This is a genomic window from Halobellus captivus (genome assembly GCF_003697845.1).
GTDB classification, from domain to species: Archaea; Halobacteriota; Halobacteria; order Halobacteriales; family Haloferacaceae; genus Halorubrum; species Halorubrum glutamatedens.
The window spans coordinates 1-24,047 of sequence record NZ_RDQE01000002.1 but is presented as its reverse complement, the minus strand read 5'-3'; the positions used below and the strand labels follow the sequence as shown (position 1 = coordinate 24,047).

20 protein-coding genes, 1 tRNA gene and 2 pseudogenes are annotated in these 24,047 nt (G+C 68.3%); 7 read left to right on the top strand and 16 right to left on the bottom strand.

All coding sequences use genetic code 11. The features are described 5' to 3' along the window. Positions 1-72: 72 nt before the first annotated feature. Together EAO78_RS02170 and EAO78_RS02165 are read right to left on the bottom strand one after the other, a co-directional pair. Positions 73-696: a hypothetical protein gene (locus tag EAO78_RS02170; RefSeq protein ID WP_122104229.1), complete on the bottom strand. Its 624-nt coding sequence runs from the start codon at positions 694-696 to the stop codon at positions 73-75. Positions 697-824: 128 nt separating this feature from the next. Beyond that, positions 825-2,135 (bottom strand): hypothetical protein, encoded by a 1,311-nt coding sequence (locus tag EAO78_RS02165; protein ID WP_379747843.1) that lies wholly within the window; start codon positions 2,133-2,135, stop codon positions 825-827. Between the two features lie 133 nt (positions 2,136-2,268). Here EAO78_RS02165 and EAO78_RS18710 point away from each other — a divergent pair. Further along, positions 2,269-2,682, top strand: a pseudogene (locus tag EAO78_RS18710) (multicopper oxidase domain-containing protein); the annotation flags it as partial. Between the two features lie 824 nt (positions 2,683-3,506). Here the strand turns inward: EAO78_RS18710 and EAO78_RS02155 are convergent. After that, positions 3,507-4,544: a disk-shape morphogenesis protein volactin gene (locus tag EAO78_RS02155; RefSeq protein WP_122104227.1), complete on the bottom strand. Its 1,038-nt coding sequence runs from the start codon at positions 4,542-4,544 to the stop codon at positions 3,507-3,509. A gap of 233 nt (positions 4,545-4,777) precedes the next feature. Between EAO78_RS02155 and EAO78_RS02150 the strand changes: the two genes are divergently transcribed. Continuing rightward, positions 4,778-5,611, top strand: coding sequence for a geranylgeranylglycerol-phosphate geranylgeranyltransferase (locus tag EAO78_RS02150; RefSeq protein ID WP_122104518.1), 834 nt, complete (start codon positions 4,778-4,780; stop codon positions 5,609-5,611). A gap of 113 nt (positions 5,612-5,724) precedes the next feature. On the opposite strand, the gene yciH is transcribed toward EAO78_RS02150, so the two are convergent. From yciH to EAO78_RS02110, 8 genes are all read right to left on the bottom strand, one after another. After that, positions 5,725-6,018, bottom strand: coding sequence for a stress response translation initiation inhibitor YciH (gene yciH, locus EAO78_RS02145; RefSeq protein ID WP_004046732.1), 294 nt, complete (start codon positions 6,016-6,018; stop codon positions 5,725-5,727). A gap of 129 nt (positions 6,019-6,147) precedes the next feature. Next, positions 6,148-8,409, bottom strand: a complete 2,262-nt coding sequence (locus EAO78_RS02140; RefSeq protein ID WP_122104226.1) for a transglutaminase TgpA family protein — start codon at positions 8,407-8,409, stop codon at positions 6,148-6,150. Next, entirely contained in the window at positions 8,406-9,563 is a 1,158-nt protein-coding gene (locus tag EAO78_RS02135; RefSeq protein WP_122104225.1) for a DUF58 domain-containing protein, read from the bottom strand. The genes EAO78_RS02140 and EAO78_RS02135 overlap by 4 nt, the downstream gene beginning before the upstream one ends. A 4-nt stretch (positions 9,564-9,567) precedes the next feature. Continuing rightward, entirely contained in the window at positions 9,568-10,644 is a 1,077-nt protein-coding gene (locus tag EAO78_RS02130) for an AAA family ATPase (RefSeq protein WP_122104517.1), read from the bottom strand. Positions 10,645-10,816: 172 nt separating this feature from the next. Beyond that, entirely contained in the window at positions 10,817-12,145 is a 1,329-nt protein-coding gene (locus EAO78_RS02125; RefSeq protein WP_122104224.1) for a dihydroorotase, read from the bottom strand. 271 nt (positions 12,146-12,416) lie between these two features. Next, positions 12,417-13,094 carry a TVP38/TMEM64 family protein gene (locus EAO78_RS02120; protein WP_122104223.1) on the bottom strand — a complete coding sequence of 226 codons (678 nt, stop codon included), beginning with the start codon at positions 13,092-13,094 and terminating at the stop codon, positions 12,417-12,419. 95 nt (positions 13,095-13,189) lie between these two features. Continuing rightward, positions 13,190-13,363, bottom strand: coding sequence for a hypothetical protein (locus EAO78_RS17850; RefSeq protein WP_162498044.1), 174 nt, complete (start codon positions 13,361-13,363; stop codon positions 13,190-13,192). Between the two features lie 350 nt (positions 13,364-13,713). Beyond that, on the bottom strand, positions 13,714-14,994 hold the full coding sequence (locus tag EAO78_RS02110; protein WP_122104222.1) for an RNA-guided endonuclease InsQ/TnpB family protein: 1,281 nt from the start codon (positions 14,992-14,994) through the stop codon (positions 13,714-13,716). Between the two features lie 156 nt (positions 14,995-15,150). Here EAO78_RS02110 and EAO78_RS18705 point away from each other — a divergent pair. Next, positions 15,151-15,285 (top strand): annotated as a pseudogene (locus EAO78_RS18705) (RNA-guided endonuclease TnpB family protein); the annotation flags it as partial. A gap of 11 nt (positions 15,286-15,296) precedes the next feature. Here EAO78_RS18705 and EAO78_RS02100 read toward each other — a convergent pair. Continuing rightward, positions 15,297-16,118, bottom strand: coding sequence for an NAD(+)/NADH kinase (locus EAO78_RS02100; RefSeq protein WP_122104221.1), 822 nt, complete (start codon positions 16,116-16,118; stop codon positions 15,297-15,299). Positions 16,119-16,238: 120 nt separating this feature from the next. Between EAO78_RS02100 and EAO78_RS02095 the strand changes: the two genes are divergently transcribed. Further along, entirely contained in the window at positions 16,239-17,555 is a 1,317-nt protein-coding gene (locus EAO78_RS02095) for a KaiC domain-containing protein (RefSeq protein WP_122104220.1), read from the top strand. Positions 17,556-18,150: 595 nt separating this feature from the next. Here the strand turns inward: EAO78_RS02095 and EAO78_RS02090 are convergent. Further along, positions 18,151-18,221 (bottom strand) — tRNA-Gly (locus EAO78_RS02090). A 132-nt stretch (positions 18,222-18,353) separates the two neighbouring features. On the opposite strand from EAO78_RS02090, the gene EAO78_RS02085 reads away from it, so the two are divergent. Then, entirely contained in the window at positions 18,354-19,772 is a 1,419-nt protein-coding gene (locus EAO78_RS02085) for a M28 family metallopeptidase (RefSeq protein WP_122104219.1), read from the top strand. Positions 19,773-19,800: 28 nt separating this feature from the next. On the opposite strand, the gene EAO78_RS02080 is transcribed toward EAO78_RS02085, so the two are convergent. Beyond that, a complete protein-coding gene (locus EAO78_RS02080; protein ID WP_122104218.1) occupies positions 19,801-20,739 on the bottom strand; it encodes an NAD+ synthase in 939 nt (312 codons plus the stop codon). Positions 20,740-21,043: 304 nt separating this feature from the next. Between EAO78_RS02080 and EAO78_RS02075 the strand changes: the two genes are divergently transcribed. Next, the gene (locus EAO78_RS02075) at positions 21,044-21,613 is read left to right on the top strand and encodes an Rrf2 family transcriptional regulator (RefSeq protein ID WP_122104217.1); all 570 of its coding nucleotides are present in this window, start codon (positions 21,044-21,046) and stop codon (positions 21,611-21,613) included. A gap of 29 nt (positions 21,614-21,642) precedes the next feature. Here the strand turns inward: EAO78_RS02075 and truA are convergent, their stop codons facing one another. Further along, on the bottom strand, positions 21,643-22,527 hold the full coding sequence (truA, locus tag EAO78_RS02070; RefSeq protein ID WP_122104516.1) for a tRNA pseudouridine(38-40) synthase TruA: 885 nt from the start codon (positions 22,525-22,527) through the stop codon (positions 21,643-21,645). Further along, complete coding sequence (locus EAO78_RS02065) at positions 22,527-22,964, bottom strand: universal stress protein (protein WP_122104216.1); 438 nt, start codon at positions 22,962-22,964, stop codon at positions 22,527-22,529. Before EAO78_RS02065 ends, truA begins: the two co-directional genes overlap by 1 nt. 80 nt (positions 22,965-23,044) lie before the next feature. Between EAO78_RS02065 and EAO78_RS02060 the strand changes: the two genes are divergently transcribed. Next, on the top strand, positions 23,045-23,611 hold the full coding sequence (locus tag EAO78_RS02060) for a peptidylprolyl isomerase (protein WP_122104215.1): 567 nt from the start codon (positions 23,045-23,047) through the stop codon (positions 23,609-23,611). The last annotated feature ends 436 nt before the right edge of the window (positions 23,612-24,047 follow it).

The window sequence follows — 24,047 nt, the reverse complement described above, 5'->3', positions numbered from 1 at the left end:
CGGATTCGGAGCGAGACCGCGGATCGCGTCACCGACTACGCGGTGGCCGTCGTCCCGACCGGCTAACCTCCTTCAGAACGGGGCGTCCGTCGATCCACGGCTCGGTCCGTCGTTCTCCATCGACCGTTCCATCGGGTTCGACCCGATCTCGGTACCGCCCTCCGGGTCGGCGGTCACGTCGCCCGTCTCCAGATAGGTCCGTTCGAGTTCGGCGAGTTGCTCGTTGATCGCCCCGCTCTGATGGTGCATCGGCGCTGCACGGACGCGAACGAGTTCGTATTCGTGTCCGTCGGCGAGACCGTTCCACGCCCGGAACGACCCGATCGTCAGCGTGTGGGTCTGTGGACAGAACGGGGTCGTCGGCGTGAACTCCGCACGGAGCACGCGGTCGATATCGTCCGATCCGACGGCGTCGTCTGCGTCGTCGCGTTCGACGGCGTAACGGTAGCCGGCGTTTTCGTGACGCGTGTCGAGGTTCAGCCGGGCGAGGTTGTAGTTGAACGTCATATCGTACACTTTTCGTTCCTCGAAGCAGTCGCGTGTGAGTCGGTGAAACGCGACGTGGTCCGTTCCGGTGAGTAGGTGGTGGGACTCGAGGAACTCGCCCGGTCTCGGGAGGTGGTCCGACACGAACTCGTCGTAGCCGTCGAACAGATCGCCGTCATCGGATCCGAAGGGGGACGGAAAGCCGGGCATGTCCGTCCGTTCGAGGTCGTGAGGGGTACTCCTGCTCCCGTACATGTTCGGATGTAGCCCTCGTCGTTCGAGTGCGATCGGCGCTCGTGTTCGAACGGATGAGCCCCGTGTTTTTCCGACGGGAAACGTCAGTCGTCCGCCTCCTTGAGACTGCGCGCTCGACGTGGCGAGAACGACCCCAGCACGATCCGATCGATCGAGTGGGGGCTGTGACGGACCAACACGAGGGCCATGTTGAACACGAACGCCACGACGCCGACACCCACTAGTACCCCGCCGAGGAGCGCCGGCGTTCCGACGACTTCCAGCAGGTTCGTACCCACGATCAGTGCGCTACCCCCTCCGAGCAGCACCCCGTCTATCGCAGCGATCCGGTCGTCGTAGAGGTCGTCGATCATCGGAACGTCCTCCAGTCCCAACAGATCGCTGTATCGGTTGACCCAGATAACGAAGGGAATGATGTGGTAAAGCGTCCCTACCACGACGAACCCGATCGCTCCCAACAGCAGTAGGTGGCCGGCGTTCGCCGCACCGAGCAGATGTCCCCGAGCCAACGGGTCGGATACCCAGGCCGGCACCGAGACGACGATCCACAGCACGAGTGCGCCCACCGCGACGATGTACCGCGTGTGCATCGGGGTCCATTCGACTCGCATCTCGTACAGTTTCCGTGCCAAGACGAGACAGAACGCCGACGCGGCGAACAGAACCAACAGCCCGCCGATCCGTGCCGCGGGGGCGTTGGTCGTGAGCCGACCGACAGCGAGCACGACCACGCCGGTCGGATGCGCGACCTCTTCGACGGCCCGAAGCCGGTGATCGATCCCGTGCAGTTCCGTCCGCGTGAACATCGTTCCGAGCTGGTACAACGCTCCGTACACCGTCGTCAGAACGGCACCGAAGACCGCGAGCGTCGCGTGGGCTCTCACGACTTCAGGTCGGCTCACCCCGATCCGCGAGAGCGTCGGTATCGTGAAATCGATCGCGAGGAGAAGGCCGAGAACGGTCAACGCGAGGAGGAATCCGAGCGTACCGAGGAAGCGTCGTTCGGTGACGTCGTACTCCTTGACCGCACCGAAGGTTCGGACGATGTTGTACGCGAAGGTCCAGAAGCCGACGAGCATGAGCGCCCCGAACGGGATCAACCACGTCGTCTCGAGCAGGAGAAACGCGCCAACGAACCCGGTGAGACCGACGACGACCAGCCCTAACTGAACGTTCGCGAGACGTCGCGAGTGTAACGTCACACCCGACCAGACGGGGACGAACTGTGTCATCGCTCCCATGATCGTGATACAGATCCACCCGGCTAAGAGGAGATGAACGTGCGCGAGCCGTCCCAGTCCCGGAACGACGTTCAGGTGTAAGCCGATCCCGAGTCCGATCCCCGCTACGAGAAAGACGAGACCGACGACGAAATGCCGTAATGGGACCGTCATCGGGGGCTGTTGGTCCGTTTCGATATTACCCGGGATGGCACCCATGTGCTAGGGTACGTTCTCCATACACCTGACAGGACCACCGAACATGTTCCCCTCCCGCCAACGGTAGTTCTTCGGTTCATCGATGGAACTCGACCCCGCACGCGACGTGGACGTCGACCGGATCGCGGCGGATCGGACCGACGTGCCGGCGCCGGTGGACTGGGACGAACCGCGCGAGCACGGCGTGACGCTCCGCACGAGGGAGTTGGTCGCGGAGATCGAGCCCGGCGTGACGTTCAAGTACATGACCTTCGAGGGACAGGTTCCCGGACCGATGATCCGCGTGCGGCGGGGGGACATCGTGAACCTCCGGTTCGAGGTGCCGGCCGACGACAACAGCGACCTCCACAACGTGGACTTCCACGCGGTGTACGGCCCCGGCGGCGGGGCCGTCGACACGACGCTCGTTCCGGGCGACGATGCGGCGGAGGTACGGTTCCGCGCGGCGTACCCCGGGCTGTTCACCTACCACTGCGCGGTGCCCGCGATGGACCACCACGTACGTCGTCTTCAACGTCGACCGGCGAGGCGGCGAGACCGGACGTGGAGTGTCGACGGCGCGGACGTCGCACGTTTCTTCGTGGCTCGACTCGGACGTCCGATGGACGACCCCGACCGTTTCGTCATCGCTGACGCTCGTCCGATCCGATGTCGCCCCGGCTCACTTCTCCCGGTCTTCGACCGACTAGCGGTGGCTTTCGGGCGGGAACGATGGATTCCGGCAGGATGGGCGTCGGTGGGTGAGAAACGCGGGTCACGCCGGCCCGTCGAAGGGGATATCGAGCTACGGGGGTCGATGGCCTCGGTACTCATAGGGCTCGTCGTCGTCGGGTGCCGAGTCCGACTCGGAGCGGTCGATCGTCATCGGCCACGCGGCGCTACGGTCCGGGTCGAATAAAAGCCGCCGGTCGCGGTCACTCCTCGACGTGGAGCGACCCCGCGTACCCGTTCCACTCGTCGGTCCCGTTCGGGATCCGCCGGGTGTCGGTCGGGTCGAACGTCGCGGCCGAGCGCGCGACCGCCTCGGCCGCCGTCGGTAGTTCCTCCTCCGTGCCCTCCGTCTCGTGGTCCTCGTCCCCGGGGGGAATCGTGCCCGCCGGCCCGGGGTCCGATCGCGGATCAGTCGTGTACTACGGATGCCACGCTCACTCCTATTCACCTATCCTTCATAATTGTTCGTGTTAATACGGATCTTGCCGAGGAGTGGGGAGGTCGTGGCCGCCACGTCACTCGCGGGATTCCGGACGCTCGCGAGGGTCGGGACGGTGACGGATCGGCCGGTGGGGACCGTCTCGAGCCGATAAGGACCGTCCCGGCTTGGTTCGATCAGTCCTCGGACTCGGGAGCCGCCTCGGCCGCCTCGGCGGACCCGGCGTCCTCGTCCGCGCCCTCCTCGGAGCGGGCGGCGACCAGCGCGCCGCTCGCGACGCTGTACATCGGCTCGTCGGGCGAGCGGACCCCGCTTATCGAGAACGGGATGTTCGCGTCCGAGAGGTGGTCGGCGAAGAGGTCCTCGAAGCCGTTCGGACTCGAGGTACCGCCCGTGACGACGACGGGCACGTCGAGGCCCTCCTCGACGTCCTCCTCGTCGACCTCGCGGGTGATGTTCTCGATCACGTAATCGAGCAGGTTCTCGTAGTAGATCGCGAGCGCGCCCTCGACGCCGCCGACGTCCGTCCGGAAGTCGAGCTCGAAGTCGTCCTCCTTGATGCTCGTGACCTTGTCGACGGGCGTCCCCGTCGCCTGGGCGGTCTGCTCGTCTACCCAGTCGCCCCCGCGGGCGATGGAGAACTTCATCACGGGCACGGCGTAGTACGCCAGACAGACGTTCGTCATCCCCGCGCCGAAGCTGATCCCGAGGCCGGTGAAGTTGTTGTCCGCGAGCTCGGAGTAGATGACGGCCATCCCCTCGTTGATCGGCTCGGGGTCGTACCCCATGTCGCCGAGCATCGACTCGAGCGTCTTCTCGTGATACAGCGTCGTGAGCGGCGAGTCGATCGGGTCCGCCGGGCTGGAGTAGAACAGCCGCTCGTTGGGCTTCGAGGGCTCGCCGACCACCTGCTCGGTGATGAGCTTGATCATCGGGATCGCCGAGGACTCGTCGCTCGAGAGGATCCCGTGTTGCATCGGTCGACGCGTCTCCTTGTTGAAGATGTTCGCGAAGTTGAGGGCGTCGTCGCCGACGACGTACACCTTGTCGTCCTTGCGGATGTGGAGGACCTCGCTTCGGGAGAGCATCTGCTCGGCCATGTCGCTGTACTCGATCTCGACGAACGAGTTGCGCTGCTGTACGAACACCGTCTCGGAGCCTTCCTGTCGACCCGAGAGGATGTTCATCGTACCGACGTCCAGGCCTTTAGCCATGTGCGCACGTTCCATGGCTCATGGCATAAACGTTAGTGAGACGTGAAAGCGGATCGAACCCTTCGGCGTTCCTCCCGTGTCACCGACGACCCGGTCGGTCCCGCATCGTCGACCCGGTCGGTCCTACGCCGCCGTACCGGTCGGTCTCGCGTCGTCATTCTCGCTGATCCCACATCGTCGCTCCGACCGATCCCGCGTCGTTTATGTCGCGCGCGCCGGTGAACGGAAACGAGTTGCAAGACACGCTACGCGGGGGACTGGAGCTGGCGCGGCCGGCGAACTGCGTCGCCGCCGGGGTGTTGACGGGCACGGGCGCGTTCGTCGCCGGGATCGGGGGGGCGACCGTTCCGACGGCGCTGGCGGTCGCGACCACCGCGGTCGCGGTCGCCGCCGGCAACGCGATAAACGACTACTTCGACCGCGAGATCGACGCGATCAACCGTCCCGACCGCCCGATCCCGCGCGGGGCCGTCTCCCCGCGCGGCGCGCTCGTCCTCTCGGCGGCGCTCTTCGGCCTCGCGATCGGGTTCGCCGCCCTCCTCCCGCTCGCGGCGCTCGCCATCGCCGCGGTCAACCTCGTCGCGCTCGTCACCTACACGACGGTGTTCAAGGGGACGCCCGGGTTCGGGAACGCGCTCGTCTCCTACCTCGTCGGCTCGACGTTCCTCTTCGGGGGGGCGGCCGTCGGGAGCCTCGACGCCCCGCTGGTGTTGGCCGTGCTGGCGGCGCTCTCGACGTTCACCCGCGAGGTCATCAAGGACGTCGAGGACCTCGCGGGCGACCGCGAGGAGGGACTCCGGACGCTGCCCGTCGCGATCGGCGCACGACGGTCGCTGTGGGTCGGCGTCGCCACCCTCGCGGTCGCGGTCGGCGTCAGCCCGCTCCCGTACCTGCTCGGGACGTTCGGGGCGACGTACCTCGTCCTCGTCGCGGTCGCGGACGCGGTCATGCTCTACGCCACGTACGAGTCCTTCGCCGACCCGGCCGCCGCACAGGGACACTTCAAGTACGGGACGTTCCTCGCGGCGGCCGCGTTCGTCGTCGGGCGGCTCGTTCTGGTCGTGTGAGGACGCGATCGTTCACCCGAAGGCGTGCGACGTGACCCACCGAACGGCCGCACGGCTCGCGAGTCTTGAAAAACGACGAGATACGCGCTCGACGACGGGCGGTCAGGTGACGGTCACGCGACGTTGAATCCCTTATCGCGGAGGAAGTCCTCCACGCGACCCGAGTGGTTCCCCTGGAGCTCGATGGCGCCGTCCTCGACGGTGCCGCCGCAGGCGAACTTCGATTTCAGGTCCGAGGACAGCGAACTCATGTCCACGTCCTTCGGGTCGAACCCTTCGATGACCGTTACCTCCTTACCGTACCTGCGCTCGTCGATGCGGATGCTGATCTGCTGGGACTCCTTCGCGACGTCCTCGCAGACGCAGAGTTCCTGGGGCAGCCCGCACGTCGAGCAGACTTCCGACATTACAGTCTGAGAGTACAGGATGCCCGTATTAAATAGTGTCGGCACCCGTCCCGGATCAAGCCGAATCGCGAACGGTTCCCGCGGAAGGATCACACGAACGGGCGGATCATGTCGGTTCGAGCGACCGGATCACGTCCGCTCGAACAGCCCGCCGACGAGCGGGTTCGACTCCAGCGCGAGCCGGCGTACGGTCCGTCTCGCCTCGTCGGCCTCCTCGCGAGTCACTTCGCCCGCGTACGCCGCCCGCTCGTAGACCTCCCCGACCGCGTGGACCCGGTCGTCGACGCCGCGCGCCCGGAGTCCGTCGAGGTACGCCCGCGGCGTCTCGCCCGCACGTCGCGCGCGGTACCGCCGCGAGAGGATCCGCTCGAGGTCCTCGAAGGCGCGCTCCGCGTCGGCACGCGGCGTCCGGGAGCGGCTCGGCAGCCTGAGACGCGCCGCGTGGTACGCCCGGTCCGTCACGCCGACGTGCCGCGCGCCCGCGGTCGCGACGACCACGACGAACAGCCAGTAGCCGAGAACCTCCCGCGAGGGGAGCGACGGTCCGTCCCCGTCGGACCCGGTCGCCGTCGACGGACCGTCCGGTCGGAGCTCCTCGGGTACCGAGTCGTTCACGGTCGAGTCCGAGCCGTTCAGTTCCGTGTCCGACCCGTTCGAATCGAATTCGGTTCCGTTCGTGTCGTCGGGTTCCGGAAGCTCGTTCGGCTCCTCCTGGACGCTCGGACTGATATCGAACCCGGAGTCCTGCGTGTCGACGTTCTCGGCCCCGTCCGAGCGCGCCTCCGCCAGCCGGATGTCGCGGGCCAGATCGCGTTCGGCGCTCGGAGTCGGGTCGAACTCGACCCAGCCGTGTTCGGGGAAGTACACCATCACCCAGGCGTGTGCGTCCTGTCCCCGGACGACGTACTCGTCGCCGCTCACCTGCTGGCCGCTGGAGTAGCCGGTCGCGAGCCGTGCCGGAACCCCCTGCGAGCGCAACATCGCGACCATGGTGGTCGCGAAGTACGTACAGTAGCCGGCCGTCATCTCGAAGAGGAACGCGTCGGCGATGTCGCCGTCGGGCCGGTCTATCGTCAGCGAGTAGTCGTACTCCTCGATCAGGTACGACTCGATCGCCGCCGACTGGTCGTAGGGGTTCTCGGCGTCCGCCTCCGCGAGTATCTCCGCGGTCCGTTCCCCGACGCGGTCGGGCGTGCTCTCGGGGAGCTGGGTGTACCGCTCCTCGATGGCCGGGTCGTAGTCGGTGCTCGCGTTCCGGAGCTCCGACGGCGACGCGTCGAGGACGCGGCTCTCCACGGCGACCTGGTCGCCCGGCAGAACCGGAGAACTCGGGTGGATCGTCCCGCGCTCGTCGACCTGTGCCGCCCCCCCGACGACGCCGCCGACCCCGACCGCCTGCCACGGCGCCGGGAGCGTCTCGAGCTCCGTCTCGGCCGTGAACGTCGACTCGACCGTCGTCGTCTCGCCCGGGGGACCCGAGAGGGTGCCGTCGAGCGGGCGCTCCTCGCCCGAACGAACCCATCCGTCGCCGGTGTAGGTGTCGTAGGAGCCGACGTGCCAGTTCCGCTCGACCGGACTCTCCATCGTGAACCGCACCTCCGGGGAGAGCCTGGTCGTCCCCACGATCTCGAGTTCGTCGTCGCCGACGACCGTGGACTCGATCCCGGGCGCGCCGCGGTCGACCGCCCAGGGCTGGGCCGCGCCCGCCGGCACCACGGTCACCGTCGCGCTCGCGAGCACCATGACCGCGAGCACCGCGGCGAGGGTCTCGCCGTGGCTCCGAAGCCCGCCGGGAACCGACACGGTCGAGAGCCCGACCGCGACCGCGACGCCGATCACGCCGGCCAGCGTCACCGCGTCACCCGCGTCTCCGGTGAGCACGAGGAAGCCGAGCGTCCCGCCCGCCACCGTGGCGGCGGCGACGTGGCGTCCCCGTCCCGCGAGGTACGCCACGAGGAACGTCGGGACGGGAACGACCACGAGAACCCACACGTCGATCAACACGAGCCGGAGCACGGAGAGCCCGGTCAGGAGCGAGACGACGTCGAGCGCGACGGTCACGAGCGATCCGAGCGCGATCCGGCTCCCGGGGATCGCGAGGTAGTACCCGAACAGGCCGACGAGAAGGAGCCCCGCGGTCAATCGGATCGCGGTCCGCGGGGCGACGAGCCGCGCGAGCGCCGCCCCACAGACGGCCGCGACCGCGACGACCGCCACCAGCCTCGTCGTCCCCCCGACCACGTTCGTGATCGAGGCGAAGGCGCTCATGTACGCGAGAAACGCGAGGAGGACCCCGAGAGCGGCGGGTTCCGAGAGGCCGGCGGGGACCACGCCGAACGGCCCGATGCCGCGGGGCGTTCCAGTCGACCCGGCCGCCGAGCGGTCCGTCATCGACCGGGTCCCTCCGAGTTCGCGCTGTGCGGGTTCGTCCCGTGACCGCCGTCGCTGACCGCCGCAGTCGGCCCGCCTTCGGCTTCGTCCCGTCCGGCCTCCTCCCGGGCGACCGGGGAGCCGCCGCGGGCCGGGGAGCGAGCCGCCGCCTTCATCTCCGAGAACCGGACGCTTCGGTCCTCGGTCCGGATCCGCGCGTCGTCGCGCTCGGCGACGATCCGGACGTCGGCCTCGTCGCCGTCGTCGATCGAGCCCGGTCCGGTGCGTGCGGCGAGCTCGAGGAGCTCACGGCGCCCGCGAGGGCCGGGTTCGACCGTGACCTCGCCGGCCGGAAGCCACACGTCGACCGGCACGCCGTCGTCGAGAAGCGAGCAGGCGAGGCTCGCGGTCGCGCTCGCGAGCACGTCGGCCGCGTCGGCGTCCGCCGAGTAGCGCGTCCCGCCCGCGATCGACACGCGCCGATGGTCGGTCTCGGCGGCGAACTCCTTGACGACGATCTCGTCGTGTTTCGCCGTCGCCGGCCAGTGGACGTCCCGGAGCGAGTCGCCGCGCGCGTACTCGCGAAGCCGGTCGAACTCCTCGCGTTGGCGGCTGGTGCCGAGCGTCTCGTCGGCGTACAGCCCGCGTCTGAACCACGCGGGGATCGCGTGGATCGCCGGGTAGACGACGACCCGATCGCGATCGTCGACGACCAGTCGCCGCTCGAAGAGGCCGAGCACGTCCGTCGCCGACAGCTCGATCGGTCCGAGCCGCCGATCGCCCCGTTCGAGAAGGCGGAGACGATACGTGGCGGGCTCCTCGCCCACCGCGGTCCGGACCGCCTCGCCCGAGTCGAACACGCCGCCCAACCCTTCATCGAGCCGGTCCCTGACGCTCGCGACGAACGGCCGATCGACGGGCGTGCCCGGCGTGCCGCCGTCGAAATCGATCCGGACCTCACGCTCCTCGCCGACGAACCCCTCCTCGAGGCCCGAACGACGGGACCCCGGTGGAGTCAACCGCGACATCTGAACGTAGCCCGCGGCGAGCGCGACGGCACCCGGAAGGACGACGGCGTTGAGCGATCGCCCCCCGGCCGCGACGGCCATGACCGCGCCGACGATACAGACCGCGAGGACGACCCGGCCGCGGCGGGTGAGCGAGGCGGAGGACATGCGCTCACTCCACCGGGACGCGGTCGAGCGCATCCGCGACGACGTCGGCTCCGTCGGCCGCGCCGGCGTCCGTTCGGATCCGGTGGGAGAGCACCGTCGGGGCCTCGGCCTGGACGTCGTCGGGGATGGCGTAGCCTCGGCCGTTGAGGACGGCGCGCACCTGTGCGGTTCGCAACAGCGCGAGGCTCCCCCGCGGGCTGACGCCGAGCGCCGCGTTCCGACGCGTGTGTTCGGCCAATCGGGCGACGTAGGTCCGGACGGGCTCTCTGACCTCGACGGCCGCGACGGTCGCGCGAGCCCGGCGGACGTCCTCGAGGGTCGCGACGGGCTCGACCGACTCGATGGGATGGTCGCCGACGGTTCGGTCGAGGATCGCCGCCTCGGCCTCGACGTCCGGGTAGCCGAGCCGGATCTTCTTCGTGAAGCGGTCGATCTCCGCGACCGGGAGTTCGTAGGTCCGGCCGGGCTCCACGTCGTTCTGCGTCGCGATCACACAGAACGGGTCCGGGAGCGTCCGGGTGACGCCGTCCGTCGTCACCTGTCGTTCCTCCATCGCCTCGAGCAGCGCCGACTGCGTCTTCGGCGGGGCGCGGTTGATCTCGTCGCCGAGCACGAAGTTCGCGAACACCGGACCGGGCCGGAAGTCGAACTCGTCGGTCCGCTGGTTGAACACGTTCACGCCGGTGACGTCCGACGGGAGGAGGTCCGGCGTGAACTGGACCCGTTTGAACGAGGCGTCGACGGAGCGAGCGACCGCCTTCGCGAGGGTGGTCTTGCCGACGCCGGGAACGTCCTCGACGAGCAGGTGTCCGCGCGCGAGCACCGTGACGAGGACGTGCTCGACCGCGTCGCGTTTCCCGACTATCACCGATTCGACGTTCTCGACGAGCCGGTCCACCAGGTCGGCCGCGGCGTCGACGTCCAGCGCCGGGCGGTCGGTGAGAGCGTCCTCCCTCGTCGTCGCCTCGACCGATCCCACCGGGTCGGTCGATCCGCTGCCGTCGGTCCGCCCGGCCGATCCGCTGCCGTCGGTTCGATCGATCGACTCCGTCGCGTCGGTTCGATCCCCCGAGTCGTTCATCGGCGTTCGGACCCCTCCGCGGTCGCGGTGGCCGTCGAGTACCAACTGTATCGATCCATGTGAACACGACGCATGATATGTCTCGTAGACGATCCTATGGCCAGGAACGGCATAGGCGTTCCGCCGCAGGATCGTTCCGATTTCGAATCGGTCGTCGTTCCGGACGGCCCCGCTACCGTTCCCGGACGTTCCGACCTATCGGGTCGCCGAACTCCTCCGCGCCGGTGATCGGGTCCCGTTCGTACACCGGCTCCCCGCGAACGACGGTCAGCTCGGGGAACACCCCGCGGGAGCCCTCGAACGGCGTCCAGCCACACTTCGAGTGAAGCGCGCCCGCCTCGACCTCCCGCGGGCTCGTGAGATCGACGAGGACGAAGTCGGCGTCGGCTCCCTCCGCGATCCGGCCCTTCCGATCGAGCCCGAATATCGAGGCCGGATTGGCGGCGATCACGTCGCGGACGCGCTCGAGCGACAGCTCGCCGGTCCGGACCGACTCCAGGAGCAGCGGGTACATCGTCTCGACGCCCGGAACCCCGCTCGGCGCGTCCGCGAGCCCGGTTCGCTTCTCGTCGACCGTGTGGGGCGCGTGGTCGGTGGCGACCACGTCGACGTCGCCGTCGCGAAGCCGCTCGAAGACGCCGGACCGTCGCTCCTCCGACCGGAGCGGCGGGTTCATCCGTCCGAACGTACCGAGCCGTCCGGCGTTCTCCCGCGACAGGAAGAGGTGGTGCGGGGTGACCTCGCAGGTGGCGTCCGCCCCCGCGTCGGCCGCCTCGGCGACCGCGTCGATCCCCTCCGGCGTCGAGGTGTGTGCGACGTGGATCCGCCCGCCGGCGTCGTCGCCGACCGCCAGGGCGCGCTCGACGGCCGCCGCCTCCGCCTCGGCGGTGCGGTAGGCCGACCACGCGTCCGCGTTCGCGGCGGTGCCGGCCCCTCCGAGGTCGCCCGAGAGCGCCGACTCGTCGAACAGGGTCGCGTCCTCGGCGTGAACCGTCACCGGCACGTCGTGGGCCGTGGCCGCCTCGACCGCCTCCGCGAACAGGTCGGCGTCGATCCCCATCTCGCCGGTGGAGTCCGCGAGGAACACTTCGCCGAGCGCGAGAAGCGGTCGGTCGAACAGCGCGTCCGGGTCCCACTCGGGGACGACGCCGCCGTTGATCCCGTAGTCGACGTGCGAGGCGGCCGCGAGGTCGGCCTTCCCGTCGAAGGCGTCGCCGTCGACGGTCGGCGGCGAGGTGTTCGGCTGGTCGACCACGGTCGTCACTCCGCCCGCGGCCGCGCTCCTCGAGCCGGTCTCCCACGTCTCCTTGTGGCTTCCGCCCGGCTCCCGGAAGTGGACGTGGACGTCGATCGCGCCGGGAAGCAGGTGTCTCCCGCGTCCGTCGACGACGCGCTCCCCGGCGGTCGGATCGAGCCCCTCCCCGACCGCGACGATCGTTCCGTCCCGAGCCCGAACGTCCCGGACCCGTCCGTCGGCCAGTTCCGCACCCGTGATGAGCATGCCTACGCGCTCGGGGCGCGCCGGTTAAACCGTAGTGGTCCCGTCCGACCGCGACGCGGTGGTCCTCCCCGCCGACGAAACCTTTGATTCGCGCGGGACCCGTTCCACCACGATCCTCCCCTCCCCTTCCCTCCCTTCTCCTCCCCTCCCTCGTCGGCCACGCCGTCGGCTGGCTCCGGACGCTCGCGCCGTTCGCGCTTCCTGGCGGGTACCGATCACACTCGGGTCGGCGTGTTCTCCTCCGGAAGTTTCGGCGGAACCGACCGCGCGTTCAGATCCCCGGCACGTCGTCATCGTAGTCCCCCGAGTCGTTTCGGACCGCTCGATACAGCGGACGCGCGAGCAGGAGCGCGCCGATCAGCCCGAACGCGACGAACAGGGTCGGATCGGCGACGGACAACTCCTCGCTCACGAGCCGGTCGGCGGAGACGCCGACGGCGACACCGGCGACGACCCAGGGAAACTCGCCGATCGCGGTCCCGAGGAGGAACACGCGCGGGGTCACGCCCGACACGCCGGCGGTCACCGAGACCGCGTCGGCGGGGACGGGCAGGAACCGAGTCCCGGCGACCGCCCGGAGCCCCCCGGCGTCGGCGACGAGACGGCCGCCGGCCGCGGAAACGCGCTCGACGGCCCGGGAGTCGTTCACGAGCCGGACGCGCCCGGCTCGGGCGAGCCAGTAGGGCGGGACTGCCGTCGTGGTGAGCAGGACGGCGCCGACCGGGACGCCGGCCCAGCCGTATCCGAACCCGGCTGCGACCGCGAGTAGCGTCGTCGGCCACGCCAGGAACGGCCGGATCGCCGCCAGCGCGACGATCGCGACCCCGAACCGGAGCGGATCGGCGGCGAGCCACTCGAGTATCGAGAGCGCTGCCGCCGGCGACGCGGTCCACGCGAGGACCACCGCGGCCGCGACGACGACACCCTCGAGGAGATACCGGCGGTTCACGCCGGGGAGACGAAGCCCCCCGATAAACGCCTTGTGGGACCGACGGGGTGAACGCGACCCGTGGACGTGTCGACCGAGCCGTCGCTGCAGGGTCGTCACTCCCGGGTCGTCCCCTCCCGGTCGTCACTCTCGAGCTGTCGCCCTTCGAAGTCGCTCTCCTCGAGGAAGGTCCCGCGGAACTCCGCGGGGAGGGTCCGTCGCTGCCATTCACGGATCTGCGTTTCGTCGAGCCGGCTCGCCCAGAGGGTGAGCAGGCACGCACAGAACACGACGCCGGGAACGACGCGGACGGCCGCGTCACCGAGGAGGTCCGGACGGAAGAGAATGACTCCGAGCCGGTCCCGAAGTGCCGCCCACGCCGGACCGAAGGCGACTCAGCGGGTCGCGAACGGGACGGTCGCCACCGTCGCGAACGGGTACGCGAGCACGTCCGTCACCGTCGAGTGCCTGAAGTGTGGGTACTCACCCCACGCGGACTACAACGCGGCGAAGAACATCGGCCTGAAGCATCTCCGCTCGGCGCAAACGTCGTCGGGCGGAGACGCACCTTTGACATCCTCCCCGCGCTGAAGCGCGAGGATTCCCACGGCACCGCGCCGCTGAGTTGGGATATTGTGGTTTACGATGTTACCTGTTCTTGAGGCGCGAATGCGCTAGTTTCCGTGTCAAACAGGAACGTCGATGGCTGTGCCAACCAGCCGTTACTCCTATTCACCGACAGGTTCGGTGAACTTGGAGATACTTTCTGTCGAATGTTCTCGGCTCCGTTCACGTCCGCGTTCGCCGTCGTTCCGCACTCCTCGCACACGTACAACCCACGCTCGACACGGTTTGCATCGCGCTTGCGACCACAGCACGAACATGATTTCGACGTATTGCGCTCAGACACCTCCTCGACGGTGATGCCTTCCGTCTCGGCCTTGTAGGTGAGTAGCTCCGTGAAGCGGTCGAACGCCCACGAGTGAAGATCGAGGTTACCATGCTTGCCCCAGTTCTTCGACTCACCGTCCTCGTCGTCCTTGCGGATGCCAGAGAGGTCGCCGATCACTATCGTGCCGACATCTTCCTCAACACACCGCTGGACGATGTGTTTCGAGAGCGTGTGGAAGTAGTGCGTGCGCCGACTCGATTTCTTTTGATTCAGCCGTGTAGCCTGCTCAGAGTTTGAGTCGTCACACCGCGCGAGCCGCTTGCTGAAGTAGTAGTCATCCTGCTTCAGACAGTTGAGTGGGTACAGCTCACTGTGAGCATCTTCGTACGCGAGTGCGGCGAAATTGTTGATACCGAGATCAATGCCAACCGTCTTCTCGCCGGGCGACTCAGAGACATCAATCTCAACCTTACAGACGAAGCGAAGTTCCCACTCATCGCCTGTCCAAACCGCCTTCACTTGTTGGACGTTCTCCACAGTGGAGAGGTCAACGTCAGGCCGTGTTTGGAATTTGCAGAGGATGAAGTCCGACCAATACTCTTTGAGGTTCGGCCCTTGAGAGAGTCGGACGCGGTTGTACTGAGTGTCGAGCTTGAAGCCGGCGGTTTTAAACGTGACCGTCGAACGCGGATGTTCGTCGTTGCGTTTTCGGTAGCCGGGCGGGTTCGCTCTCAGATCTCCGTTGCGTCGTTTGCCGTACCACCCACCGAACGCTTCAGCGAGTTCTTGAAGGACTCGCTGACTCGACTGAGAATGGAGGTCATCGTAGCGTTCGTGATTCTTGAGGTAGGTGGTGAGCTCGTTGTGGTTTGGGATGTGACCGATCTCGTCCCAAATCCGGCTGCACGTCCACCGCCCGACGTTCCAGAGTTTCGAGGCTGCGAACCCGAGGGCATCAAGATCGTCTGACACCCGTGACTGATTCCGAATGGAAGCAGAATAGGTGCGTGTGACGACCTGTTTTGCCATATGTAACCTATGACAATAATCCTACTTAATAGTAGCCATTCAGATGGCGTGGAATATCCAGCCATGCCTTCGAGCGGTGGGCTGTGGAGGTGTTGTCGGATTCATCCCCGCGCTAAAGCGCGAGGCTTTCTCCTCGATTCTCCGATTCATCCCCGCGTAAACGTGCGCTTGAATCGCGGGACGTTGAGCGTGAACGGCGAGCATTCGCCTGCCGTCGACGGCGGACAGAACGGGAGTCCACGCGAAAGCCCCACCCTCCACGAAGCGAACGGCGAAGCCGTGAGCGAGTAGGGTGGGGTAGTTTACGACAGCTTCTTCAGCGCCTCGAAGAAGTCGGATTCCGGACCCGCGATCCGCATCGGCGGCGAGGTCCGTTCGACGGTCACCTCGACCGGACCGTCGTGGTTTCGGGCGTTTCGGCCGTCGCTGACGACGACCGCGCCGTCGGGGTCCGACACCGTCACGGAGACCGTCGCGTCGACGTCGACCACGAGCGGGGGCATTCCCTCCTCGGGAGCCATCTCGTTGACGATCAGGCCGGCGACGTCCGGGTGGACGAGCGGCCCCCGCTCGGAGAGGTTGTACGCGGTGGAGCCGGTCGGCGTCGCCACGAGGACGCCGTCGGCGTGCCCGCTCGCGTACGGCGAGCCGTCCACGCGCAGCTCGTAGTCGACACCACCCCCGGGGCCGCGGCGGTCCCCCTGGACGACCACCTCGTTGGCCGCGGGGACGGACTCCCACTCGTCCGTCCGGGCGGCGAGTCTGGGGACCTCCCGGACGGCCATCGCCTCCTCACGGAACCCGTCGACGGCCGTGAGAACCGCCTCCTCCGCGGTCTCGGGCGGGACGGCGTTGAGGAACCCGACCTCGCCCAGGTTGACGCCGAGGATCGGCGTGTCGCCCGCGTTGCGCGCGACGAACAGGAACGTCCCGTCGCCGCCGACCGCGACCGCCAGATCGCAGTCGGCGAGCGCGTCGACGGGGCGCCCCCTGACGTCCAGATCGTTCGCGGTCTCCTCGTCGATCCAGACGTCCTCCCCGCGGTCCCGAACGACGTCGCGTATCCCGGCCGCGACCGACGCGGCCTCGGGGTTTCCCTTCCGCGCCACGATGCCGACTTCCATGCTCGCGAGTTTCGCCGCCCCGAGTAAAAGCGTATGGACCTCGTTGCCGCCGCCGGAAAGTTTCAAGCCGGCGGCCCCCGTTGCCCGGTACATGGCGATCCCGGACGGACGCCCCGAACCATGAGCGAGGAGGAAGACTGGTTCGAGCGCGCGCTGCGGGAACTCGACGAGGGATCCGAGGGTGACGACGCTCCAGAGGGGGACGGTACCGACGAGACGGACGGCGACGAGAACGACGACGAGGACGACGACGAGGACGACGGCAATGATGGAGGACGGAACGAATCCGACGAAGCCGAAGTGACGGCCGACGACGGGACGGGCCGAGACGACGAGTCGGCTCTCCCGGAGGACGTCGATGGGAACGAGGACGATGAAACCGCCGAAAGCGACCCGTTCGGTGGGTATCGAAGCGAGGCGGTCGACGGGAGCGATCGTGACGACGGAAGCGAGGCGGTCGACGGAGGGGACGAGAACGACGATCCGGGCCGCGGGGGTGGTGCGGACGGCTCCGACGTCAGCGACGATCCCTTCGGCGGCGGGGGAGACGGTTCCTTCGGCGAGGGCGACCCGTTCGGAGGTGGCGGCGGCTCCTTCGGTGAGAATGACCCGTTCGGAGGTGGCGGCGGCTCCTTCGGCGAGGGCGATCCCTTCGGCGGTGGAAGCGGCGGCGGTGGGGACGGGACGGCGGACGGGCCGACGGGGTTCGACGAGGCGGACGCCGAGGAGTTCGACTCCGACATCGAGCGGACGGACGTCGGGATCGAGGGGCTCGACGCGATGATCCTCGGGGGCGTCCCGAGCCGGTCGCTCTTGACGGTCATCGGCGGCGCGGGGACCGGGAAGACCACGTTCTCGTTACAGTTCCTCAACGAGGCGCTGGAGTCCGACGAACGGGGCGTGTACATCACGCTCGAACAGAGCCGGGAGTCGATCCTCTCGACCGCCGAGGAGAAGGGCTGGCCCTTCCGGCAGTACGCCGAGGAGGGAACGCTCGCGGTCGTCTCCCTCGACCCCATCGAGATGGCGAACTCGCTGGCGTCGATCCGCAACGACCTCACCCGACTCATCGCGGACTTCGGCGCGGACCGGCTCGTCCTCGACTCCGTCTCGCTGCTCGAGATGATGTACGACCACCCCGCCAAGCGGCGTTCGGAGGTGTTCGGGTTCACCCGGCTGCTGAAGGAGGCGGGCGTGACGACGCTTCTCACCTCCGAGGCGAGCGACGGGACGCCGTACGCCTCGCGGTACGGCCTCGTCGAGTACCTGACCGACGGCGTGTTCGTCCTCCAGTACGTCCGCGGGTCGGACTTCCGTGAGACGCGCCTCGCCGTCGAGATCCAGAAGATCCGCGACGCGAACCACTCCCGGGAGACGAAACCCTACGAGATCACGAACGAGGGGATCTCCGTCTACCGGCAGGCGAACATCTTCTGAGGACTCCGCGGTGCCGGATCATGCACGTACGCGCGGCCAACGGGGTACAGCCGGAGTGTGACACCGACCACGCTCCGTTGAAGTCCTCTCCGTCACAGACTACTCTGAAACAACCGATGATTGAAGCGTGCGTGTAGGACGGATCGTTTGATCGAGAGTGGATCGTTGCTGGCGCGGTGGCCGTCTCCAAAGCCCCACTCGCGAGGGCTTGCGCGACTCGCTGCGGTCCTCGTCGCTCTCTTCGTTCGCTCCTGCGGTCCTTACTTCCTCGAGCGTCGCCCTCGCGAGTGCCCCTTTGAGTCCCACCTCGCACGACCCCGCACCTCACGCCTCCCCAGCCTCGTCGCTCACTTCGTTCGCGACGTCCCTCGCGGGCTCCTCGTGCCCTCCCGGGTACTCGGAGGCGCGCCACCGCAAAACGGATCGCCCGTTTCTTCGCCTATATTGACCGCAACGGGCCAAGATCTGTCGCCCATTGGGGGTTCAACGGAACCACCGTTCGGCAATTGGACCCACCAGTCGAATACCGCGAAGCGGGCACGCCTGATTCCGGTTCAATTCCCGTCCAGAGACCTCTCTCACAACGTTCGAGAAATGCACCGTCCGGGAATTGAACCCGGGCTATTAGCTTGGGAAGCTAATGTCCTACCACTGGACCAACGGTGCTCGATTCGAGATACCCGACGGCGTCACTTTAACGTAGCGTTTTGCTGGCCGTCGGGCGACCGCTCTCACGGCGTCCACACCGCCTGCCGCCGATTCCCACAGGGTTAACCCGGACGCCCGGAACGGGTTCGCATGGACGACTCGGACCGTTCGGACCCGAACGGCGTGGACCCGGACGCGGTCGATCGGGTGAGGAAGCGGCACGAAGAACTCGCGCCCGAACTCGCGCGAACGTGGGCGGCCGACGAGCCCTGGCGCTTCCTCACCGACCTCACCGCGATCGGGAGCCGGATGGCCGGCAGCGACGGGGAACGGCGGGCGGCGGAACTCGTCGACGACGCCTTCGAGCGCGCGGGACTCCGCGACGTCCGGACCGACGCGTTCGAGCTGACGGCGTGGGAGCGTGGCGGGGCCGACCTCCGCGTCGCCGTTCCCGGACGGGACGGGACCGAGCGGACGCGCGAGTTCGAGGCGCTGGCGCTCCCGTACTCGCCGGCCGAGACGGTCACGGGCGAACTCGTCGACGTGGGATACGGGACGCCGGAGGAGATCGACGAGGCGGACGTGGCCGGGAACGTCGCGGTCGCGTCGACGACCACTCCCGGGGACTCACGGTTCGTCCATCGCATGGAGAAGTTCGGGCACGCGCTCGCGGCGGGCGCGGTCGGGTTCGTCTTCGTCAACCACGTCGAGGGACAGCTTCCCCCGACTGGCTCGCTCACGTTCGGCGAGCCGGCTGCGGCCCCGGCGGTCGGCGTCTCGGCGGAGACGGGCGACTGGCTCCGCGAGTACGCCGCGAACGCCGAGGGTCCGGTCGCGAGCGTCGAACTCGGCGTGGAGGCGTCGTTCCGGGCCGCGGAGTCGCGGAACGTGATCGGACGGGCCGGCCCGGACACCGACGAACGGCTCCTCCTCCTCGCCCACTACGACGGCCACGACATCGCGGAGGCGGCGCTCGACAACGGCTGCGGGATCGCCACGGTCGTGACCGCCGCAGGGATCCTCTCGGCGGCCGATCTCCCGATCGGCGTCGACGTCGTCGCGGTCGGCTGCGAGGAGGTCGGCCTGCTCGGGGCCGAGCGGCTGGCGGAGACGACGGGTCTCGACTCGGTCCGCGGGGTGGTCAACGTCGACGGTGCGGGACGGTTCCGCGACCTCCGCGCGCTGACACACACCTCGGAGACGGCGCGGTCGGTCGCGGCGGCGGTGTCGGACGCGACCAACCGACCGATCTCGATGGAGTCCGACCCGCACCCGTTCTCCGACCAGTGGCCGTTCGTCCGCTGGGGGGTGCCGGCGCTCCAGCTCCACAGCGACTCCGACGAGCGCGGCCGCGGGTGGGGACACACCCACGCGGACACGCGCGACAAGGTGGACGACCGGAACGTGCGCGAACACGCGACGTTGACGGCGCTGCTCGTCGCCGAGTTCGCGGCGGCCGACCGCGATCCGGAGCGACTCGACCCGGACGCGCTCGCCGACGCGTTCCGCGAGACGGACTTCGAGGAGGGGATGCGCGCGGCCGACCTGTGGCCGGCGGCGTGGGAGTAAGCCGGCGGAGCGGGAGTAACGGGGCGAATCACGCCGATCGCCGGTCGCTCGGCATCGGGGGCACCGTCCGCTTGTGTTCGGTCGTCCGGTACCGCGCGAGGAGGTCGTCGACGACCTCGCGGTCGAGGTCGAGCCGCGAGGTGACCTCGTCGGCCGCCAGCCCTTCGTCGACGGCGAGCCGCAACGCGGGATCGATCACGTCGTAGTCGGCTCCGAGGTCGTCGGCGTCGCGCTGTCCGGCGAGCAGTCCCGGAGTCGGCGGCTTCTCGAGGACGAACCCGGGAACCTCGAGCGTCTCGGCGAGCGCCCGGACCTCGGTCTTGTAGAGGTGTCCGATGGGAAGCAGATCGGCCGCACCGTCGCCGTGCTTCGTCAGGTAGCCGAGGAGGTGCTCGGTCCGATTAGTCGTCCCACAGACGAGACGATCGGTCGCGTTGGCGGCGAGGTACGCCAGCGTCATGCGCAGCCGCGCGATCGCGTTCCCGACGAGCGTGGGTTCGTCGTGGAGGCCGAAGCGGTCGGGCGCGACGTTCCCGAACTGCGCGAGAAGCGGCTGGAGGTGGACCGTGTCGTGTTCGATCCCGAGCGCCTCCGCGAGCTCCTCGGCGTCCCGTGCGTGATGGGCACCGATCTTGTTACACGGAAGGATCAGTCCGTAGACCCGGTCGGTACCGAGCGCCTCGACGGCGATCGCGGCGGTGACCGTCGAGTCGAGCCCGCCGCTCATGTTGATCACGACGCCCTCCGCGCCCGCCGACGAGACCGTCTCGCGAACGAACGGGACGGCATCCTCGAGCTCAGCCGCCGGGTCGACGGCATCGCCCGGGGCGGCCGGGGCAGCCGCCGACCCCCTGTCGTCGGGACGTGGATTCGAATCGCGGTCGGATCCGACCCGCGTGGACGGGTACGGGCCGTCACCGTCCTTCTCCGTTCCGCTCTCCGGGTCGGCACGCGTGGAGGTGTCCATGGCGTCTCGCCGTCCCGAACGGAGGCATAAATACGCTCCGTGGGTATCGTTTAAGGTCGTTCTTCGACGGATCGGAGGGATCCGACGCGCCGGAGGGCTCCCCGATCGGCCGGTCGATCACGAGCCGGCGGGTTCCCGTCCGAGGTCGACGGAAACCGCTCCGTGGGACGAGGAAAACCACACGTTCGTGCTTTCCGGACGATGGAACCTATTCGTAAAGAATTATGCGATATTGAATACAGATACAAGTGTATTAGGTGTTTATAACCAAACGTTTATACAGGAATCTGGCCACCTAACGCACATGTCAACAATACAGTTGAGTTCGAGTCAGAAGCGGATCCTCACCTCGCTCGTGAACCTCGTCGACGACGAGGACGGCGTCGTTTGTGGGCGGGAGATCGCCGAGGCGATCGACCGGAATCCCGGAACCGTTCGCAATCGGATGCGGAGCCTCCGCTCGCTCCAGTTGGTCGAGGGAGTTCCGGGCCCGGACGGAGGGTACACGCCGACCCGGAACGCCTACGAGACCCTCGGTCTGGACCGGATGGAGGACGCCGAGCCGGTCCCCGTCGTTCACGACGGGTCGCCGGTCGACGGGATCACCGTCCGCGATATCGAGCTCTCCAGCGTCAACAACCCCGAACTGTGCCGCGCGGAGGTCGTGTTGTGCGGTTCTGCCCGGCCCTTCGAGAAGGGTGACCGCGTGACGGTGGGGCCGACGCCCGCCTCGGGGCTCCGCGTCTCCGGAGTGGTCGACGCCGCCGACGTCGACGGCGACACCCTCATGGTACGCGTCGAGTCGATGGAGACGGTCGCCGACCCGACGGAGGCGACGGTCGGCCCGATGGGCGGACGGTCCGCGAGCGACTGATCGCTCGCCTCGCTCCGATCCGCTCGGCGCTACCTCCCGAGTGACCCGTCGGCGGATCCCTCGATCCGGTCCCGGATCGCGCCGGTCGCCGCCGCGACCCGTCGGGCGTCACGGTGACGCTCGCCGAACGCGGCGACCGTGCTCTCGGCGGCCTCCTCGTCGGTCTCGAAGTCGACGCCGTCGTATTCGACGTCCCACAACACGAGCGGTTCCGGCGGCGCGGGACCGACGCCGTACTCGCCGGGGACCGGATCGGCGGCGAGGAGTCGGTCGACGAGTTCCGGAGCCGCGGTCCCTCGGCCGACGACCGCGACCGTTCCGACGAGGCGACGGACGAGCGCCCGCGGGAACCCGCCCGCGGTCGCCTCGATGACGAGGAAGTCGCCCGCTCGGGTCGCGCTCGCCCGGAGGTCTCGAACCGTTCCGTCGTCGTCGCCGGTCAGGTTGTGGAAGTCGTGCTCGCCGGAGAGCCGGGCGAGCGCCCCGTGAACCGCGTCGTCGTCGATGGCGGTCGCCCGAGATCCGACCAGGTCCGCGTCGGACCCGCCGGACGGCGCGTACAGGAAGTACCGGTACGTCCGCCGGACCGCGTCGTGGGTGGCGTGAAAGCCCGCCTCGACGTCGGCGGCCGCCCAGACCCGGATCGAACCGGGGAGCTGCCCGTTGAACGCGCGCGGCGTGAGCCACGCCGGCGCCTCGAACGCGACGGTCTGTGCCACCGCGGAGACGCGGGCGTCCGTCCGACCCGCGGCGGCGTACCCCGGCGGCGTCGCGTGGGTCGGGCCGTCGCCGCGCTCGAGTAATCCGTGCTCCGAGAGCGCGGCGAGCAGGGTTCCCTCGACCGTCTCGGCGTGGGGCTGTCGCTGAAATCCGGCGAACTCGCGGCCGTCGTACGCGACCCGGAACGCCCGGATCACGCCTCGCTTTCGGCCATCGGAACCGTGACGACCGGCACCGACGACGTTCGCACGACCTTCTCCGTGACGCTCCCGAGGAGGACGCGTCGGAGCCCGGTCCGCGTGTGGGTCGGCATCACCACGATGTCGGCTCCCGTGTCCTCGATCGCGTTCTCGATCACGGCGAGCGGCTCGCCGTGGATCACGCTGCCGACGGCGTCGATCCCGGCCGCCTCGAGTTCCTCGGTCACCGTCTCGACGCGTCGCTCCGCGCTCTTCTCGACCCGCTCCGAGAACGCGCCGGCGCGCGGACCCGCGAGCGTGTGTTCGAGCGTGTCGACCGCGCTCACGACGTGGACCGTCGCGCCGTAGCGCTCGGCGAGACTCCGGGCGTGCGGCACCGCGGCGTTCGCGGCGCTGCCCGGCGCGACCGGCAGGAGGATGTCGTCGTACATGGTCGGAGATGGACCCGCCGGGCGCAAAACGCTACCGGCGGATGGGTAGCGTTTTCCGGCGGGCCGTCCTGTCTCGGACCATGGCACGAGACGTCCACGACCCAGACAATCCGCAGGTAACGCTCCACACCAACCACGGCGACGTCGTCATCGAGCTGTTCGCCGACCGCGCGCCGAGGACGGTCGAGAACTTCCTCGGGCTGGCCCGTCACGACCCCGCCGCCGACGCCGACCCCGCCCGCGACACCAACACGTGGGAGGACCCCGAAAGCGGCGAGGTCCGCGGCGACTCGCTGTACGAGGGAAACGTCTTCCACCGCGTCATCGACGACTTCATGATCCAGGGCGGCGACCCGCTCGAGTCCGGCCGCGGCGGCCCCGGCTACCAGTTCGACGACGAGTTCCACGACGATCTGACTCACGACGGCCCCGGGATCCTCTCGATGGCCAACTCCGGGCCGAACACCAACGGCTCGCAGTTCTTCATCACGCTCGACGCCACGCCACACCTCGACGGCAAACACGCCGTCTTCGGCCAGGTGATCGAGGGAATGGACGTCGTCGAGGAGATCGGCTCGGTGCCGACCGGCCGCAACGACGAGCCGCGCGACACGGTCTCGATCGACCGGGTCACCGTCGAGGAGTAGGACTCCCGAAGGGATCGTACGCGTTCTCCCGACCGTTCTCCGTTAACCAGATCGCTCGTTACAGGTGAGAGAAGCACCGATCCGCGGTGGCGCGCCTCCGAGCGGCCGGAGGCCGCGAGGAGCCCGCGAGGCTGGGGAGGCGTGAGGTGCGGAGCCGTGCGGGTCGAGGAGCGGATTCACAGATCGACTGAAGACGACGCCAGCAGACGCCGAGCACCGCGAGGCGTTTCACCGACGGAGCCGTCGAAGACGGCGGAGTCGGCTTTTCCCTCCAGGGTTTTCGAGGAGCGGTTCCCGAAGCGAACCCAGTGAGCGAGCGAACCCGACGTTCACGAGAGCGCTAGTGATAGTCATAACTTTTGAATAGATAGGAAGCGATCTATCCATGACTTTGCGAAGCTTATCCGATCGGCGTAGTCGTGAAAGATCGAACAGA

Coding starts and splice junctions, on each gene's coding strand:
- EAO78_RS02170 (WP_122104229.1), bottom strand. CDS start 696: ATGCCCGGCTTTCCGTCCCCCTTCGGATCCGATGACGGCGATCTGTTC.
- EAO78_RS02165 (WP_379747843.1), bottom strand. CDS start 2,135: ATGACGGTCCCATTACGGCATTTCGTCGTCGGTCTCGTCTTTCTCGTA.
- EAO78_RS02155 (WP_122104227.1), bottom strand. CDS start 4,544: ATGGCTAAAGGCCTGGACGTCGGTACGATGAACATCCTCTCGGGTCGA.
- yciH (WP_004046732.1), bottom strand. CDS start 6,018: ATGTCGGAAGTCTGCTCGACGTGCGGGCTGCCCCAGGAACTCTGCGTC.
- EAO78_RS02140 (WP_122104226.1), bottom strand. CDS start 8,409: ATGACGGACCGCTCGGCGGCCGGGTCGACTGGAACGCCCCGCGGCATC.
- EAO78_RS02135 (WP_122104225.1), bottom strand. CDS start 9,563: ATGTCCTCCGCCTCGCTCACCCGCCGCGGCCGGGTCGTCCTCGCGGTC.
- EAO78_RS02130 (WP_122104517.1), bottom strand. CDS start 10,644: ATGAACGACTCGGGGGATCGAACCGACGCGACGGAGTCGATCGATCGA.
- EAO78_RS02125 (WP_122104224.1), bottom strand. CDS start 12,145: ATGCTCATCACGGGTGCGGAACTGGCCGACGGACGGGTCCGGGACGTT.
- EAO78_RS02110 (WP_122104222.1), bottom strand. CDS start 14,994: ATGGCAAAACAGGTCGTCACACGCACCTATTCTGCTTCCATTCGGAAT.
- EAO78_RS02100 (WP_122104221.1), bottom strand. CDS start 16,118: ATGGAAGTCGGCATCGTGGCGCGGAAGGGAAACCCCGAGGCCGCGTCG.
- EAO78_RS02095 (WP_122104220.1), top strand. CDS start 16,239: ATGAGCGAGGAGGAAGACTGGTTCGAGCGCGCGCTGCGGGAACTCGAC.
- EAO78_RS02085 (WP_122104219.1), top strand. CDS start 18,354: ATGGACGACTCGGACCGTTCGGACCCGAACGGCGTGGACCCGGACGCG.
- EAO78_RS02080 (WP_122104218.1), bottom strand. CDS start 20,739: ATGGACACCTCCACGCGTGCCGACCCGGAGAGCGGAACGGAGAAGGAC.
- EAO78_RS02075 (WP_122104217.1), top strand. CDS start 21,044: ATGTCAACAATACAGTTGAGTTCGAGTCAGAAGCGGATCCTCACCTCG.
- EAO78_RS02065 (WP_122104216.1), bottom strand. CDS start 22,964: ATGTACGACGACATCCTCCTGCCGGTCGCGCCGGGCAGCGCCGCGAAC.
- EAO78_RS02060 (WP_122104215.1), top strand. CDS start 23,045: ATGGCACGAGACGTCCACGACCCAGACAATCCGCAGGTAACGCTCCAC.